12 protein-coding genes are annotated in these 15,071 nt (G+C 34.6%); 8 read left to right on the top strand and 4 right to left on the bottom strand.

Annotated elements, in window-relative coordinates:
• Positions 1 to 254: 254 nt before the first annotated feature.
• Positions 255 to 1,130 carry a YihY/virulence factor BrkB family protein gene (locus O99_RS03960; protein ID WP_035006466.1) on the top strand — a complete coding sequence of 292 codons (876 nt, stop codon included), beginning with the start codon at positions 255 to 257 and terminating at the stop codon, positions 1,128 to 1,130.
• 469 nt (positions 1,131 to 1,599) lie between these two features.
• On the opposite strand, the gene O99_RS03955 is transcribed toward O99_RS03960, so the two are convergent.
• Complete coding sequence (locus O99_RS03955) at positions 1,600 to 2,298, bottom strand: TlpA disulfide reductase family protein (protein ID WP_035006464.1); 699 nt, start codon at positions 2,296 to 2,298, stop codon at positions 1,600 to 1,602.
• 33 nt (positions 2,299 to 2,331) lie between these two features.
• Between O99_RS03955 and argH the strand changes: the two genes are divergently transcribed.
• The 5 genes from argH (at position 2,332) to O99_RS03930 (ending at position 8,792) form a co-directional block, all read left to right on the top strand.
• Entirely contained in the window at positions 2,332 to 3,732 is a 1,401-nt protein-coding gene (gene argH / locus O99_RS03950) for an argininosuccinate lyase (protein ID WP_035006463.1), read from the top strand.
• A 64-nt stretch (positions 3,733 to 3,796) separates the two neighbouring features.
• Positions 3,797 to 3,976, top strand: coding sequence for a hypothetical protein (locus O99_RS03945; protein ID WP_035006462.1), 180 nt, complete (start codon positions 3,797 to 3,799; stop codon positions 3,974 to 3,976).
• 7 nt (positions 3,977 to 3,983) lie between these two features.
• A complete protein-coding gene (gene lysA, locus O99_RS03940) occupies positions 3,984 to 5,258 on the top strand; it encodes a diaminopimelate decarboxylase (RefSeq protein ID WP_035006461.1) in 1,275 nt (424 codons plus the stop codon).
• Between the two features lie 115 nt (positions 5,259 to 5,373).
• Complete coding sequence (locus O99_RS03935; protein ID WP_035006459.1) at positions 5,374 to 7,791, top strand: TIGR02302 family protein; 2,418 nt, start codon at positions 5,374 to 5,376, stop codon at positions 7,789 to 7,791.
• 230 nt (positions 7,792 to 8,021) lie between these two features.
• The gene (locus tag O99_RS03930) at positions 8,022 to 8,792 is read left to right on the top strand and encodes a class I SAM-dependent methyltransferase (RefSeq protein WP_235692220.1); all 771 of its coding nucleotides are present in this window, start codon (positions 8,022 to 8,024) and stop codon (positions 8,790 to 8,792) included.
• Between the two features lie 60 nt (positions 8,793 to 8,852).
• Here the strand turns inward: O99_RS03930 and O99_RS03925 are convergent, their stop codons facing one another.
• A complete protein-coding gene (locus tag O99_RS03925) occupies positions 8,853 to 9,533 on the bottom strand; it encodes a response regulator transcription factor (protein WP_035006457.1) in 681 nt (226 codons plus the stop codon).
• Positions 9,534 to 9,600: 67 nt separating this feature from the next.
• Here O99_RS03925 and O99_RS03920 point away from each other — a divergent pair, with 67 nt between their 5' ends.
• Positions 9,601 to 10,164 carry a L,D-transpeptidase family protein gene (locus O99_RS03920; RefSeq protein WP_035006456.1) on the top strand — a complete coding sequence of 188 codons (564 nt, stop codon included), beginning with the start codon at positions 9,601 to 9,603 and terminating at the stop codon, positions 10,162 to 10,164.
• Positions 10,165 to 10,166: 2 nt separating this feature from the next.
• Here O99_RS03920 and O99_RS03915 read toward each other — a convergent pair whose 3' ends face one another.
• Positions 10,167 to 10,589, bottom strand: coding sequence for an EVE domain-containing protein (locus tag O99_RS03915; protein WP_035006454.1), 423 nt, complete (start codon positions 10,587 to 10,589; stop codon positions 10,167 to 10,169).
• 36 nt (positions 10,590 to 10,625) lie between these two features.
• Positions 10,626 to 11,720 (bottom strand): tRNA (adenosine(37)-N6)-threonylcarbamoyltransferase complex transferase subunit TsaD, encoded by a 1,095-nt coding sequence (tsaD, locus tag O99_RS03910; RefSeq protein WP_035006453.1) that lies wholly within the window; start codon positions 11,718 to 11,720, stop codon positions 10,626 to 10,628.
• Positions 11,721 to 13,166: 1,446 nt separating this feature from the next.
• Here tsaD and O99_RS06645 point away from each other — a divergent pair.
• Positions 13,167 to 15,071: LbetaH domain-containing protein (locus O99_RS06645; RefSeq protein ID WP_051668855.1), on the top strand; the 1,905-nt coding region annotated here is incomplete at its 3' end.

Genomic DNA, 15,071 nt, shown 5'->3' with positions numbered 1-15,071 from the left:
ATTCAGCTTCATTTACGAACGTTCCTTCCTATAAATTTATCCAGTACAATCTTAAAACGCTCTAAAATCGTTTTTCCCCTTTTATTTCCGATATGCTCTTCACAATGTTAAAATATAAGGTAGACAATATTTACCTCTACCATAGATGAACATTCTGATAAACAGTTCCTATTGTGCAAATGTTTTTTATTTTTATATATTCCCAATGAAAAAACTATGCTAAGCGTGAAGCTATTATCCAAAGGTATTTAAATGTGATAAAAAGGGCATTTTGGTATAGCTACCGTATTTTTTTTAACGCAGTGAGTCATTATTTTCGTGATAATGGGAGTGCCTTTGCGAGTCATGTTGCACTTTCGGGACTTTTAGCGTTTTTTCCTTTTTTTATTTTCGGGACATCTCTTGCTAGTTTTCTTGGAGCATTTACATATACACCGCAAAAAATTGAAGCACTTGTACAATTGTTGCCGGATGCAATTGCAGAACCTCTTTCTAAAGAAATCATTACTGTCCTCACCACACAACGGGGAGATTTATTAACACTTTCAGTTATTGGAGCCGCTTATTTTGCTTCAAATGGTGTGGGTGCTTTGCGTACAGCATTAAATAAAGCTTACCGTGTTATTGATCGACGCAGCTTGTTTTTTTGTCGTTTTCAAAGTTTATTTTTCGTCATTATTGGGACAGTAGGTCTTGTTGTTATTAGCTTTTTATTGGTTTTAGCACCTTTACTGATTAAAATTATGCAAAACCACTCTTCTCAGATTACTGAATATATTGGCATAATTCGTTTATGGCGTTATATAATTGCGATAGTTGTTCTTTTTACGAGTCTTTTAATTGTTCACAAATGGTTGCCAGCGGGACAGCGAAAAGTAAGAGATATTTTACCAGGTATTTTAGTGACAATATTTGTTTGGTTTTTAACCTCTATTGCCTTTGCCCAATATTTAACAATGTTTAATTATGCTTCTACTTACGCAGGATTAACTTCTATTATGGTTGCAATTATTTTTCTGTATATCTTAAGTGCAATTTTTATTTTAGGAGGAGAAATAAATGCAGCAATTATATTTTATCGTGATCATGCACAACGCACAGATCCATTAAAGTCATTCTCTATTGATTGAATGCAAAAGACAAACACAAAAAACGCCTATCATTTTCGGAAATGGAATTGATACTCATTTTCTAAAATCCGGAATTGATCATAATATAAAACTTTTATCAGCTTGAAATATTGATTGTAACCAACTGTTTGTTTTCTCCTAAAAATCCCTTATCGTGAGAGCGATTTTCACTGTAAACCTCATTCTATAGATAACAAAATTTAAATGATAATCATAAACGAAGTTCATTTGTACAAATATAACTTCTTTGAGCGCGTGAAATACAAATTCTGCAGCCTAAATGAATGTGCTTCATCAATGAGGTATTTTCTTATCGAAAGTGTGATTGGTCAAACTGTTAAGAATAAACAATCTTTAGAAATAAAGCTATCTAACAGGTGAACCTTGCCTTTTTTATTGCAAAAATATACCTGCTTTATGCATGAGTTCTAGATTTAATCGCACTCCATTTAAAATTTAATTATGAAAGTTATAAATTCTCTTCAATAACGGCTTTTATAAGCGCTTTTGCATCATCATCAGCCCATGGAGCAGCGCCATTAAACGAAGCAATAAGATAACCATCTTTATTTATGAGAAATGTGATAGGCAAACCTAAAGCGAGTCCTTTTTTTCTAATATCCTGAAAAATATTCATTGTATTATCCCGATAATAAACTAAATTATCAGCATGAGCATCATTTAAAAACTTTTGAATTTTTTCAGCAGAAGTATTTTTATCAATATTAATAGCTATAACATCAAAATTATTTCCTCCCATATCACGTTTTAATCGTGCTAATTCTGGCATTTCTGCACGACAAGGTGCGCACCAAACAGCCCATAAATTGACGAGTATTGGTTTTCCCCTAAATTCGGACAAATTATGATCTTTTCCCTCAATATCTTTAAAAGACAATTGGTTCATATCATAAAGAGTATCGGTAAATCGTACATGTGTAAAAAAGCCCTTTGCTGCTTTTTTAATGGCTCCTATTTTTTCCGTCTGTTGCTTATTGATATCTGTTTCTTGAGCTCTTGCCTCTGAAATAAAATTTAGAAAGAATGCTCTTCTGTTGTTATTTTGATTAATTGTTGTGTATAAACTTAAAACAATCATAAAAAACATAAGAAAATATTGTGTTTTTTTATTCTTATTTTTTCGGCTGATAAAAATTTTATGAATCATAATTTTTGTCCTTTTCAATAGGTATTTTAAGATATGGCAGATGAAGAATTAAAAAACCAGATGTGGGGCGGTCGATTTAAAGCAGGACCTGCCGCAATTATGGAAGAAATTAACGCTTCAATTGATTTTGATCAAAAACTTTATAAACAAGATATTGAAGGTTCACTTTGTCACGTAGCCATGCTAGCGCAAACAAAAATCATTTCACAATCCGACTATGAAAAAATTACCCATGGCTTAAAGAAGATTCATCAAGAAATTAAAATGGGTACATTCACATTTTCACGAAAACTTGAAGATATTCATATGAATATTGAAGCACGGCTGAGTGAATTAATTGGCCCTGTTGCAGGACGTTTACATATAGCACGTTCACGAAATGATCAAATTGCTGTTGATTTTCGTTTGTGGGTACGAGAAGAAATGCAAAAAATGACACAAGCTTTAAAAGAGCTGATAAAACAACTCCTGATTCGAGCAGAACAGCATGTCGATACTTTTATGCCAGGTTTTACGCATTTACAAACCGCACAACCTGTTACATTTGGTCACTATATGATGGCCTACGTTGAAATGTTTAGTCGAGATTTATCGCGTATGCATGATGCCATTGAACGAATGAATGAATCCCCCTTAGGGGCTGCTGCTCTAGCAGGTACAAGTTTTCCGATTGATCGTTTTATGACAGCAGAAGCATTAGGTTTTCGTGAGCCAACGCGTAACTCGATTGATAGTGTTTCAGATCGTGATTTTGCATTAGAATTTTTAAGCGTTGGGACTCTTTGTGCTATGCATCTTTCCCGTTTAGCAGAAGAAATTGTTCTTTGGTCGAGTGCACAATTTCATTTTATTCGTTTATCAGATGCTTTTTCAACGGGTTCATCTATTATGCCACAAAAGAGAAATCCTGATGCTGCCGAGCTTATACGTGCTAAAGCAGGGCGATTAAATGCTGCTTTGATTGGACTCTTAACAGTGATGAAGGGTTTACCCCTTGCTTATTCAAAAGATATGCAGGAAGATAAAGAATATGTATTTGATGGAGCTTTGAGTTTGGAATTATCGCTAGCAGCTATGACAGGAATTATTGGTGATCTTGAAGTTAATAAAGAAGCCATGAAACAAGCAGCTCATTTTGGATATGCAACAGCAACTGATTTAGCTGATTGGCTTGTTCGTGAATTAGGGCTTCCTTTTCGTGAGGCGCACCATATTACTGGATCTATTGTAGCATTAGCAGAAAAAAAACAGTGCACTCTTAATGAGCTAACATTAGTTGAACTTCAAACGATACATCCCAATATCAATGCAACCATTTTTGATATTTTGACAGTTGAGAAATCCGTTAAAAGCCGGAAAAGTTTTGGTGGAACAGCACCTTCAGAAGTTCTGCGTCAAATTGCTTATTGGAAAAAGCGCCTTATAGCCGCTTAAGTGATTTTATTTTTTAATACAAAAAATAAGACAGAAACAATATCAACATAATAGGAAAAGATATATGATAACCATTGTGAAAAATTTAATAATTATTCTTTTCTGCAATGTTATCATATTTGGATGTGGACGGAGAGAAATATTAGATTTACCATCTTCAACAATCATGAATCCTTCACAAGAAGCATTTATTTCTGAAAGAAAAGCAGATAAACCTTTTTTTCTTGATCAGCTGATACAATAGGTTTTTTGTGCATTTCTTTTCTTATTATCAAGGCGAACTTCACGCTGAAGACCTTTCACTTTCTATTCTTGCGCAAAAGGTAGGGACTCCTTTTTATTGCTATTCAGCGCGTACACTTATTACAAATTTTGAAAACTATCAGCAAGCATTTCAAGATATGCCTTATCTGATTGCTTATGCAGTCAAAGCGAATTCTAATCAAGCAATTTTACGACTCTTAGCACGGAGTGGAGCAGGAGCTGATGTGGTATCAGAAGGTGAACTCCGACGTGCACTTGCTGCCGGTATTCCTGCTCATCGAATTGTTTATTCTGGTGTTGGTAAAACAATGAAAGAGATTGATTTTGCTCTTACGCAAAATATTCATTGTTTTAATGTTGAGTCAGAACCAGAACTTGAACAATTATCAGCACGTGCTGTTGCACTTTCGACAACAGCACGCATTTCACTGCGAATTAACCCAGATGTGGATGCAAAAACTCATAAAAAAATCACAACAGGGAAATCTGAAAATAAATTCGGTATTCCACTCTCATCAGCACGAGAAGTATATAAAAAAGCCGCTCAATTGCCTGGTTTATACATCTGTGGTGTAGATATACATATTGGCAGTCAGATTTGTAATTTAAAACCCTTTGAAGATGCTTTTCTTATTACGGCAGATTTTATCTGTCAGTTGTGGAATGATGGTTATACTATAACCCATGTTGATATTGGAGGAGGACTTGGAATTCCTTATGGTTCTGAACATCACTCCGTACCTTCTCCTTTTGAGTATGCGGCTCTTGTTAGAAAACATATTGCCCCTTTAGGGATCAATATTATCCTAGAGCCTGGACGTAGTATTGTTGGTGAAGCTGGCATACTCGTCACATCTGTAATACATTTAAAAAGGGGAAAAGAGCGAAATTTTGTTATTGTTGATGCAGCAATGAATGATTTCATTCGCCCAACGCTGTATGAAGCTTGGCAAAATGTGCTCCTGGTAAAAGAAAAACCAATAGATACTCCGCTGATCAATGCAGATATTGTTGGCCCTGTCTGTGAAACGGGTGATTATTTAGGTTTGAATCGTTCTTTAGCGCTCTTGTCGCAAGGAGATCTTTTGGTTGTTACAGGAGCAGGGGCTTACGGTGCGGTTATGTCAAATACTTATAATAGCCGACTTTTAATACCAGAGGTTTTAGTTCAAGATATGCGGTATGCAGTTATTCGTCCACGTCTTGATTATGAACAATTGATCGGACTCGATCAAATTCCAGATTGGATTGAAAATTTTTAAATATCTTAGTCTTATTTTCACTCAACTCTCATGAAACAATTTATTTTCTCATAATTATTTTGTATGAATCTTATGATTTCAATGCACCGCTATAAAAAAAGGTAACTATTTATCTATGAACAATAAAAACATCAAAAGTTTTTCAGAACTAAAGCTTTTGTTTGTGCGCATTCTTGTTTGGTGTATCCTATTTTGTGAGCGAATATGGCCACGATTATTACCCTTTTTTCTTGCTCTGAGCCTTTTATATTCGCTGAGTTGGTTTGGCATTTTCAATGCTCTTGGTTATTGGGCGCATTTATTTCTTCTATGGCTCGTGCTTTTTATAGCAACGGGGAGTCTTTTTCTGCTTTTCGGTTTCCGTTTGCCCACAATCAAAGATATTAATGACCATATCGAAAAAACAAATAATCTCAAACACCAACCTCTCAATGTTCAAAAAGATCGTTTACACTTTGAAGATGAAGAAGATACAACTACAAATATTTGGCGTGAACATCAGCGCCGTATGGCAGAACAATTGCATCATTTGCGAATTGGATTAATTTATCTCAGGAGTGCTTCCTACGATCCCATGGCTCTTAGAGCTTTATTTATTCTATTTTGTGTTTGTGCTTTTAGTTTTTCTTTTGGTTCATCAGGTGGACGTTTAGCAGATGCATTTGATTTTCGTCCTACCGTTGATGAGACATTAATGCGCGTTGATGCTTGGGTTACACCACCTGCTTATACAGGAGTTGCACCCATTTATTTAACGCAAAATGAAACAACACAATTTACAATTCCTGAAGGTAGTGAGGTTTTTGTACATATTGTCAATGGTGCTGGTGTTACAGTAACAGCAATCTCTGAAGAAGATGGCCAGAAAATTTCACTTACTAAGAAGAACGAACAACCGGCTTTAAATAATTCAATTATTCGTTTTGAAACACACTTAGAGCGTTCAATTTATTTATCTTTAGCGTCGCGCCATAAGCAACAACAATGGCATTTACGCATGATTAAAGATCAATTACCAACGATTCATTGGTTAGAAAAACCAGGAAGAATTTTATCTGGATCATTAGAATTGCAGTATGAAATGGATGATGATTATGGAGCTACAAATGCTTTTGTTGAAATAGAACCTTTTTTTGATCAAGAAAAAAATAGTTCTCCCCTTTATAAAGCACCTGAAATAAAACTTCTTTTAGCACGTGGTGGAAAAGGTAAAATGCGGACAGTGCAAGATTTATCAAGCCATCCGTGGGCTGGTTCAGAAGTAAAAATTACTTTGATAGTACAAGATGGTGCTGACCAACAGGGACGCAGTAAAACTTTTATCATGACGTTACCAGAGCGCATTTTTGCAAATCCTGTTGCACGTGCAATCAATGAACAACGTCGTTTATTGGCTCTTAACGCATCTAAACGCGAGCATGTACTTGATATGATTTCTGCTTTGCTTTTACGTCCAGAAAATGGTCTTCAAAATACAACTCATTTTCTTCTTTTACAGAGTGCATGGACAAGGCTTTCTATGGCACAAACAGAGGATCAATTGCGAGATGTCGTTGATTATTTATGGACAATTGCTTTAGGTATTGAAGATAATCAGCTCGAGTCTGCTCAACAGAGATTAAAACAAGCACAAGCTGCTCTCCGTGATGCATTGCAGCATGGTGCTTCTGCTGCTGAAATCGAGCGACTTATGGCAGATTTACGACAAGCTGTAAATGATTATATCCATGCTTTAGCTGAAAAAGCACCAGAAGATAAAGATTCAAGAGAGGCTAATCTCTCTATAGATACATTACAAAATAAACTGAATTCAATGGAAGAAATGGCTAAAATGGGTTCTTCTTCTGCAGCGGAACAACTTTTAGCTGAAATTGAACAAACACTTGATCATTTGCAAATACGGAAAAGTCATCAAACAAACGGGCAAAACAAAAATCAAACGACACAAATGAAAGAAAAAATAGATCAACTTGGTGATTTAATGCGTCGTCAGCAAGAAATTCTTAATGATACACACAATTTAAAAACAGATCAGCAGCATGGAAACAGTACGCCCAAAGTACAGAGTGAATCCTTAAAAGAACGCCAAAATGAGTTGCAATCTGAATTATCAATATTGAAAAAAGAATTGACAGCAGAAGGATTTGAATCAAGCGATGACCTGAAAGAAGCAGAAGAGAAAATGAATTCTGCAAGAGATGCTTTTGATAAGCAAGACTATGAATTGTCAATACAAAATCAATCAGATGCTTTAGAAGCTTTACGACAAGGCGCACAAAATGTATTAAAAAAGATGCGTAACATGCTCAATAAAGAAAAAAATAATCAGAATGCCATTCATAACCGTAAAGATCCATTAGGGCGTCCACTCTCCTCAGAAATTGACCAAAAACAAGAAGGTGTAATTGAACCAAAAGCAAATGATAGAATGCGCGCACGGCAAATTTTGGATGAAATTCGCAAACGCCTTAGCAATGAGTATATTTCAGAAGAAGAAAAGAATTATCTTGAAAGATTACTTCATTTTAATTGAAGAAAAAATTTTTGCGACTATTTTGAAAATATAGTGCAAATTATTATGCAATAAAAAAGCACTACAGATAATAATAAAGTTAATTACTTATAATAAAGGAGACGATAAAATAACTTTTCCCCATGCTTTTAAAATCATTCGGATGAAGGAAATTAAAGATTAAGATTTTTCTTCTTGAGACAAAAAAGCAGAATTCCATATAAATTTAAGTGTGTGAAAACTTGCGATACTTGAAATTTGCTTCTAAACGGTATTTTAAATTGGATATAATTACATTAAAAGATTTTTATACTTCTACGCTTGGTATGCGTATGCAAATGACAGTTTATGATCAGTTAAATGTCTGTTGGCCTGATCTTATAGATAAACGAGTTATGGGCCTTGGCTATACACTTCCTTATCTTTCTGCATTGCGTAAACGTGCAAAGCAGTGTTGTGCTTTTATGCCTGCTAGTCAAGGAGCATCACCTTGGCCTTATCCCGATAAAGTTGCTACAGCACTTGTTTTTGAAGAAGATTTGCCTCTTCCGGATGCTTCGATTGATTGCATTTTATTAATACATGCACTTGAATATACAGAAAATTCATACGAAACACTAAACGAAATATGGCGTGTTTTGATTCCTAATGGTCGCCTTATTGTTATTGTTCCTAATCGTTATGGATTATGGGCACGTAATGATCGTACACCTTTTGGTTATGGCAAATCTTATAGCCGACAACAAATAGTTCGTTTATTGAAAGAAACCAATTTTATTACTGAATCAGTACAAGAAATTGTCCATTATATGCCCTCTTTAAACTGTATATCGCGGTTATGTTCATTTTTTTATGAATCATTAGCAAGTCATATTTTTCCTTATTTTGGTGGACTTTTAATGTGTTCAGCAGAAAAACATGTCTATCAAGGTTCTTTTGTGCAACGTCATCAGTCGCGACGCATTTTTATTCCTACACTAACACCACAAACATGTACAAAGAGACAGACCACTTTAATCTAAATTTTTATCTTAAAACAATGTTATCTGAATTGTATTTCAAACAGCGCGCCTCCAGCACAATTAAAGATTCAAACGATATCCATTATGATCGGTAACAAGAATTTTTGCTTTAGAAGGATCTTTTTCGATTTTTTTACGCAAACGATAAATATGGGTTTCCAATGTATGCGTGATAATATTTGCGTTGTAGCCCCAAACGTGTTCCAATAATGTTTCACGACTTACAATTTTATCTCTAGTCTCATAAAGATATTTAAGAATTGCTGTTTCTTTTTCTGTAAGGTTAATTATATTGTTCTGCTGATCAATAAGGAATTTTTCTCTAGGTTTAAAAATATAAGGACCAAGATCAAAAGAATCTTCATTGTGTTCATATTGGCGCAATTGGGCGCGAATACGAGCTAAAAGCACTGAAAAACGAAAAGGTTTTGTCACATAATCATTAACACCCATTTTAAAACCTAAAATAGTATCGCAATCTGTATCACAATGAGTCATCATAATAATGGGAGCACGAAATCCTTGGGAGCGTAATTTTTTTACAGCTTCACGACCATCGAGATCGGGAAGTTCTACATCAAAAATAGCGAGATCAACATTGTCTTTTTGAGCCACTATAATCCCTATTTCAGTAGTTTTTGCTTGAAGCACTTCAAACTCTTTATGAATTTGCAATTGTTCTACAAGAATAGAACGAAGATCGTTATCATCCACAACGATTAAAAGGGTATAGTCCTTCATTTTTTTTCCTATAAGATGTATTTTCACTAAGATTGAAGAAAGAATAATTTCATGAAAATAGGATTGCTTGCAAGTGACATTAAAAAAGAAAATATATAAAAAACAAGCTTTTGTTTCTTCTATTGTTATCCGTCGACAAACAGGTATGCAGACACGGGGTATTCTGTGTATTGGTCAGCATCGCTTTTTTTGTGCTTTAGGGCGAGCTGGTATCTCTGCTTTTAAACGTGAAGGTGATGGTGCTACTCCTTTAGCCAATATGCGTTGTTTAGGGGGATTTCGCAATAATTTTTACCGTTATTTCCCACGTTCAATTTTAGCAATCCGGCATATTCAAGCACACGACGGTTGGTGTGATGCAAGTGGAGATGCCAATTATAATCGTTTGGTACGTCTTCCTTATCCAAAAAGTGCTGAAAAGATGCAACGTGAAGATGGCCTCTATGATATGGGCCTTATTCTAGATTGGAATATTACAGAACGAAAGATGGCAAAAGGAAGTGCTATTTTCATACATTTAGCACAAAATAATTATACGCCAACAGAAGGATGTATCGCACTTTCATATCGTGATATGCAACGTATTTTACCTTATATTAATCGGCAAACAAAAATTATTATTTTAGGTTAAAGCTATGCTACTTTTAATCCTCCCATAGAACAGATTTCTTTCCATTCATCTTCTGTAACTGATTGTACCGATAAGCGCATAGCTTTAACCAGCATCATATTTTTTAATTTTGGATTAGCTTTAATTTGTTTTAATGAAACGGGATTTGGTATATCACAAATAGCACGAATATCTACACACTCCCAGCGTGGATCTGAACTAGTAGAATCAGGATGTGCTTCAGCGCATACTTCCACAATACCAACTATTTCTAGTCCTTGATTTGAGTGATAAAAAAAACCCTTATCGCCATATTTCATAGCGCGCATATTATTGCGTGCTTGATAATTGCGCACACCATCCCATTGTTCACCATCAAATCCTTTTTGTTTTTGCATGTCCCACGACCACTTAGAAGGTTCAGATTTGAAAAGCCAATAAGCCATAAAATTTCCTTTATAAACTTTAATAAGTTTCCAGATTTATACTTTTACTCCACGACGCCCTGTCCCGACTAAAGGAAGAGATTTTTCATCTAATGGCCAGCGTGATCGAGGTCCGATATCAAGAGAACTTACTTGTCCCCGTGCTAAACGTTCAGCACCAGCAAAAGCAATCATTGCAGCATTATCCGTACATAAAGAAAGAGGTGGAGCAATAAATTCAAAACCGTGTTGATGAGCAAGCTTTTGCAAACTAGAACGAATAGCTTGATTAGCTGCGACTCCTCCAGCAACAACTAAAGCAGGGAGAGGAGATGCCTCATGACGAGAAAACGGATAATGGTTGATAAATTGTTGTAACGATAGACCAACGCGATCCTGCAATATATCGATAACAGCTGCTTGAAAACTTGCAGCAATATCGGAAACATCACTTTCTGTTAAAGGTGCCATAGCTGTTGCAACTTGCCGAACAGCCGTTTTAAGACCAGAGAAGGAGAAATCTAACCGCTTATCACCCTTCAAAGGTCGTGGAAGAGAAATACGATTTTTATCCCCCAATAAAGCAGCTTTTTCAAGTGCTGGACCACCAGGATAGGAAAGACCTAAGAGTTTTGCGGTTTTGTCAAAAGCTTCTCCTAATGCATCATCAATAGTGGTTCCTAAACGCTGGTAATTCCCCACCTCATGAACAAGGATTGTTTGAGTATGCCCCCCTGAAACTAAGAGCAATAAATAAGGAAAATTAACATTATGCGTTAAAACAGCTGTCAAAGCGTGTCCTTCTAGATGATTGACGCCAATAAAAGGCTTTCTGGTAGCAAAAGCTAGTGCTTTTGCACTCATGAGCCCAACTAAAAGTCCTCCTATCAAACCAGGACCACTTGTTGCTGCAATGGCATCAATATCTTTGAGTTTCAGATCAGCGTCTGTAAGCGCTTGAAGAATTAAACCATCAAGAATTTCAATGTGAGCGCGTGCAGCAATTTCAGGAACAACACCACCATAAGGCGCGTGGTGGTCAATTTGGCTCCAAACAATATTGGAAAGAATACGGCTTTTTCCCTTATTGTTGTGCTCAATAACAGCGACTGCTGTTTCATCACAACTTGTTTCTATTCCCAACAAACGCATTTTAGGCCAAATCTCATATTATGAAATATCTTTAAAGCATACACGTATCATGAATAAATAAAGATGCAAAGAATTTCACCTTTAAATTAATCGATCTGAAAATAAATAGATTTCACTCTATACCTTATAAGAACTATGGGAGCAATTTTTGCACTCATCAAAAAAATGATTAGACCTAATGCTTTTTGCATATATTTATAAAGTTTTGTACAATCTCTATACTCTTATAAAATACTTTATGACAATGATTCAGTCGCATAAAATGTGACGCTTTAATTTGATTTATTTCACCATCAAGTAAATCATTTATTTGATTTTCTGGAAAAGTAAAATATACACATTATACTGACTTAATAATATTTGTAGGATGGGCTATAAATGTTATATGTTTCCTAAATTGAACCAATTTCAAAAAATTCTGCCCTCAGATTACTAATTATTTGGTTACAATTGCTTCTTCATACTTAAAAATAATCATAAATCATCGTCATCCTCATAGGAAAAGAATAATTGCATCAATTACGCCGTATATTACATACTTTTTAGAGAGTACAGATTTATGAAGAGCTCTTACATAATAGAATAATCAATACTTCTCACTTTATTTATATGAATATGAGAACGCTAATGTCTGAGTTAATACACATAAGAAACACCGTCATCTTCTTATAAATTCTACAAAGAAATGGCTCACGACAGCGTGATAATTACCAATGACAAATGAGCACATTTTAATTGCTTTTCCCGAGATAATGAGTCAAAAAATCATTCTAAAAAGATCTATAAGCTTTTGCATTTAGAAAATTATATGTCCTTATTATGACGATCATACCAACAACTTTTCTTAAAGAATTATATCGTATCTCCTATATTAAATAAGGTATTGAAGATTTTTTAACATTTATTACAGTTAAACGAAAATAAGCAATTTACAAAAGAATTATGCAAATATAAACGATCGAGTAATCTTTGCAAAAGAAGATCCTAAATTTACAAATATTTCTAATCTGCAAGCATTTTACTGCATTACAGAAAGGAAACTCATTATAATTTAGAAATACAGAGAGCAGTCTGTTAACACTTATAATAAAAAATATTTTTCTTTAATCCTATAAGAATATTGCAAATAATCGGTCTCTCTTCAAATGAGTAATGCAGCGACAATTTTAAAACTTCACAAAACAAAAAAGATCACTAATAATGCTACTTATTATCCTGTTGAAACAGTTAGCAATATAACTTACCCATTAAAACCACTTCAATGAATTATTTGTAATTTAGCAACAACCAAAAATAAATAATTGATAAAACATATTTTCAACTTGATTGTAAATTATCTTTAAGGTAACTTTTTATCTTAAATAATATAATAATTTCTACTGAAAATTTATTATATTGTTATATTTAATTAATTGGGTGGGGATTAAGTATGTTAAAGGATTTAATATGCCCTCACAAAAGAAAATTGCTTCAGCAGAAAAACTGTTACAAAAATCAAAAGACAGCATTCCTTCACTCAAAGAGCTTTCATCAAAGTTAAAAGATAGCATTCCCTTACCCAAAGGGCTTTCATCAAAATTAAAAGACAGCATTCCTTCACCCAAAGAGCTTTCATCAAAATTAAAAGACAGCATTCCTTCACCCAAAGAGCTTTCATCAAAATTAAAACAAGAGCTTGCAATAGAAATCGAAAAAAAATATCACTGTATATTCACAGGAGAGAATCCTGCACCTTATCGTATTATAGCCGTTAGATCTTTTGGAAATGTAACAGAGGGCGATCTTGGCGGTTTTATTGAAAATGAATCAAATTTATCACAACAGGGTGATTGTTGGATTTACGGCAACGCTAAGGTTTTTGGAAACGCTAGAGTTTACGAAGATGCTAAAGTGTATGATAATGCCAAAGTTTATGGAAATGCCCAAATTCATAATAAAGCTCGTATTTCTCAATCTGCCAAAATTTACGGTAATGCTCGAATTTATGGTAAGTCTAACATTATTGGCGATGCTAAAATTCATGGTCAGGCAAGCGTTTATGGACACGCTCAAGTTTGTGGATATACCGACGTTTATGATAATGCAAAAATTCACGGTAGAGCTAAGATTGATGACTATGTAAAGATTTTTGACCATGCCGAGATTTATGAGAATGCTCTTGTTACTGACAAAAGTAGAGTTCACGGCAAAGCTGAAGTTTATGGTAATGCTCAGATTAAGGAGCAAAGCGAAGTTTTTGGCAACAGTAAAGTTTATGGTAATACCATAATTTCTGGTAATGCCAGGATTTTTAGACATAGCAAGATTTATGGAAATGCTGCTATTTACCACAATGCTTTGGTTAGTGGTGGAAAGATTTACGACAATGCAATAATTGCGAATAATGCACAAGTTTCTGGTCACGCTAAGATTTATGGAAATACCAAAATTTATGAAAATGCCACAGTTAATGGCCATGCTAACATTTATGGTAATGCACAGATTTATGGAAGTGCTGTAGTTAATGAAAATGTAAAGATTTTTCACAATGCTCAGATTAAGAGCAATGCCGAAGTTCGGGGAAATGCTAAAGTTTATGGTAGTAGTATAATCTCAGATACTGCCAAGGTTTGTGGTAATGCTGAAGTTTATAACGAAGCTATGATTTATGAAAATGCTCAAGTTTTTGAGAAATCCATAATTGCGGGAAAAGCTAAGGTGTATGGTAATGCACAGATTTATGGAAATGCTGTGATTAGTGAAGCGGTCGAATGTTTCGAAAATGCTAAAATTTTTGGTCAAGTCAAAATTTCTGGTCAAGTCAAAATTTCTGGTCAAGCCAAAGTTTACGAATTTGCAGAAGTTTGGGAGTCTGCCAATATTTTTGGCAATGCTTGCGTTTTCGGAAAATCTCAGATTTTCGGTAATAGTAAAATATTTGATGAAGCAAAAATTTATGACTTTGCTGCAATTACCGAAAATGCTGAAGTTTATGGTTGTGCTAAAATTTATGGATATGCTAGAATTTTCGGTGAAGTAAAAATTTTAGGAGAAACCTTAATTGCAGGCCAAATGAAAGTTTTTGGTCAGGCTGAGATTGTTGATAAACGTTTTCTTAATAATGAAGCAATTGACGGCCATCAATTTCTTCATGATGAGAACCAGATGAAAACTCTCCATGAAAAAGAAGAAAAAGTTTTTGATGCAAGCAAAATACAAGCTTTTAATGAGAACATAACTAACGTTCTTAATGAGAGAAAGAATATAAATCTTAGTGCTCAAAAAGCTTCTGTGATTAATGAAATTAATATAGTTCAAAAGGCTGAGGTCCAAAAGGCTGAGGTCCAAAAGGCTGAGGTCCAAAAGGCTGAG

This window comes from Bartonella rochalimae ATCC BAA-1498 (assembly GCF_000706645.1).
Classification (GTDB): Bacteria; Pseudomonadota; Alphaproteobacteria; order Rhizobiales; family Rhizobiaceae; genus Bartonella; species Bartonella rochalimae.
Note: the sequence above shows the minus strand (reverse complement) of the source record. Positions and strands in the feature narration are given on the sequence as shown.

Coding starts and splice junctions, on each gene's coding strand:
- O99_RS03955 (WP_035006464.1), bottom strand. CDS start 2,298: ATGATTCATAAAATTTTTATCAGCCGAAAAAATAAGAATAAAAAAACA.
- argH (WP_035006463.1), top strand. CDS start 2,332: ATGGCAGATGAAGAATTAAAAAACCAGATGTGGGGCGGTCGATTTAAA.
- O99_RS03945 (WP_035006462.1), top strand. CDS start 3,797: ATGATAACCATTGTGAAAAATTTAATAATTATTCTTTTCTGCAATGTT.
- O99_RS03935 (WP_035006459.1), top strand. CDS start 5,374: ATGAACAATAAAAACATCAAAAGTTTTTCAGAACTAAAGCTTTTGTTT.
- O99_RS03925 (WP_035006457.1), bottom strand. CDS start 9,533: ATGAAGGACTATACCCTTTTAATCGTTGTGGATGATAACGATCTTCGT.
- O99_RS03915 (WP_035006454.1), bottom strand. CDS start 10,589: ATGGCTTATTGGCTTTTCAAATCTGAACCTTCTAAGTGGTCGTGGGAC.
- tsaD (WP_035006453.1), bottom strand. CDS start 11,720: ATGCGTTTGTTGGGAATAGAAACAAGTTGTGATGAAACAGCAGTCGCT.